This window comes from Candidatus Manganitrophaceae bacterium, assembly GCA_012960925.1.
Classification (GTDB): Bacteria; Nitrospirota; Nitrospiria; order SBBL01; family JAADHI01; genus DUAG01.
On the sequence record DUAG01000058.1, the window covers coordinates 1 to 2,299 of the forward strand.

The window sequence follows — 2,299 nt, forward strand, 5'->3', positions numbered from 1 at the left end:
CGGTTTGGGGATGTAAAGGCATAATCTCCGAGAGTAAAACAGCCTTCGAATGCGAGATCGACGAAATGATCGACGAAGTGAATGAGAAATTCTGGCTCACTCAGTAGTTCTTTAGTTTGAAATTCTGGAGGCGAAAATAAACGAGAATTCTTACAACAAAGCGATCTCTCTCCGTGAACTGCGGCGGGAACTTGCTGACGATGCGGATTATTGTGTCTTTGATTCTGGTGGCAACAAGCGCACCAACCCATTTCTAGACTTAAAACGGTCTGAGATCGAAGACCAAGCCATTCACCCAGATCACGAGGTCCTAAGTCAACAATGGGAGATGGCCCTAGTTGTGTTAGACAACGCTGAGGAAGTGGTCCGTGAGATGCTCTCTTCTAAAAGGTTAATCGCTTTTGGTTTTGTTTCTCCCTCAGATTCTGTGCCCGCGGTGATCCCCGCCCATCATTGGCATTTTCTTCAAATAGATTTCGATGAAGGCAAGGCCAAGGGAGAAGACCTTCAGTACGTCGGTATCAAAGCAATTCCGATTAGTGAGTTATCTGATGAGGAGCAAGACTCTCTAGTTGGGGGCCAGCCGAAGAATTCTCCTAAAGCACCGGGACCTGTTTCTTCCGATACCGATCCTTTCGTTGAGTACCAAGAAATGGAGAAACTTGGGTGGCACGAGGTCTCCATGTCCTTGTTGGCGGGCGATCATATTGAAATTTCGGCTCGAGAGAAGACGAAGCGCGTTAGTTATGCCCACATGGGACTTGTCGATAAAAGAATCGATAAAGGCATTCTTAACCAGCAAGGCGCTACCTTACTGGGAATCGCTTTCAAGGAGAGAAGCAAAGACAGTCAATACAAGAAGCATTTATCCAGATTACGAGGTCAACTAAAAGTCCTCTTCGGCATTGAAAAAAACCCTTTTCATCCTAGCAGTTTCCCGAATCTGCACTTTCCGATTTTCGAGTTAAACGACTATCGAGACAAAGCAGATCAGCGGGCTAAAGAAAGGGCCAGTCGACGCACCGAATCCTACGATGATTCGCTCGCCAAACATCAAATAGGGGAGAGCCTGTCGTCTGATTTAGAAGAGCGTACAGAAGAGTATCCTTTCCAAGATGATCTCGGCGAGTCAGATGAGGCTAATGAGTGGTTAAAGAATCATTGAGAGTGAAATGATCTGAATTGTCAAAATCCCTTTCTGACAGATTGCATTCTGTCAGGTTTTTTTAACCCGCCTTTTGGCGGGTTTTTTTATGTGCTCTGCAATTTGTCACAGGGGACAGGTGATTTGTCACGCCTACCACTTGAGGGCGGGCAATTTCGCGCGCTCCGTGAAGGCGAGTATTTCGCTAGGAGTTTTGTTATGTCTACAAGTGACAAAAATGTTTCTGCAGCAGTAAGTGTTGACGAGAGTATCGAGTGTCCTCGATTTGATGGTTGTTCAGCCCCTATCTGTCCTATAGACCCTAAATGGGCCGAAAGAGGATGCCGTAAGGGTGAGGCCGTGTGCTTTTACTTGAGGCGCCATGCCAAAAACGCGCTACAAGCCACAAATACGGGGAGCGTACCGGCGGGATTAGCACAACGGGTAGCCCAGGCCTTTCCTAAGATATGTGCCCGCTACGTCACCATAAAAACCAGTCTCAAAAGGGCCGCGCTGTCTCGGCCTAAAGGGTTTTTCCTGGGAGAAGAGCGATGAGAGAAACTACTCAAGAACCCCAAGAAGAAGAACTTGATCTCGTTTACATCTGTGACGTTAAGTCCAAACCCATTGACTGGCTGTGGCCTGGTTATCTTGCCAAAGGAAAGTTATCTCTGGTGGTAGGGCATCCAGGGCAGGGTAAATCAACGCTGACCGCCTCAATCGCGGCCATTGTCTCCTCGGGAGGCGTGTGGCCTGTGAGTGAGGCGCCAGTACCCGCCGGTGATGTGGTTATTCTCTCGGCAGAAGACGATATTGCAGATACCCTGCGACCGCGTCTTGAAGCCGCAGGCGCCGATATCAAAAGAGTTCGGGTGCTTAAAGGCGTAAAAAGAGCGAGCCGTACGCATTCTTTTAGTTTGGTTAAAGATATCGAGCGACTCAGAGGATTATCAGCAGACCTTCTCATTATTGATCCGATCAGTTCTTACCTTGAGGGGATCGATACCCACAAAAATGCGGAGGTCCGATCTACCTTAGAGCCACTTTGTCTGATGGCTGAGCAACAAAACATGGCGATCCTGGGGGTATCGCACCTCAATAAGGCAGAAAAACTGGACACGATCAGCAGGGTGAGCGGCAGTATGGCTTTTGTGG

Annotated in this window: 2 protein-coding genes; both read left to right on the forward strand. The window is 48.3% G+C overall.

Annotated features, from left to right (window positions below; translation table 11 throughout):
* Window positions 1–328 precede the first annotated feature (328 nt).
* Window positions 329–1,165, forward strand: coding sequence for a hypothetical protein (locus EYQ01_09525; protein ID HIE66026.1), 837 nt, complete (start codon window positions 329–331; stop codon window positions 1,163–1,165).
* 530 nt (window positions 1,166–1,695) lie between these two features.
* A partial coding sequence (locus tag EYQ01_09530; protein HIE66027.1) for an AAA family ATPase occupies window positions 1,696–2,299 on the forward strand: 604 nt, incomplete at its 3' end.

What these genes read in the sequence shown, in the direction of transcription:
- EYQ01_09525 (HIE66026.1), top strand. Translation starts at nt 329, where the DNA reads ATGGCCCTAGTTGTGTTAGACAACGCTGAGGAAGTGGTCCGTGAGATG.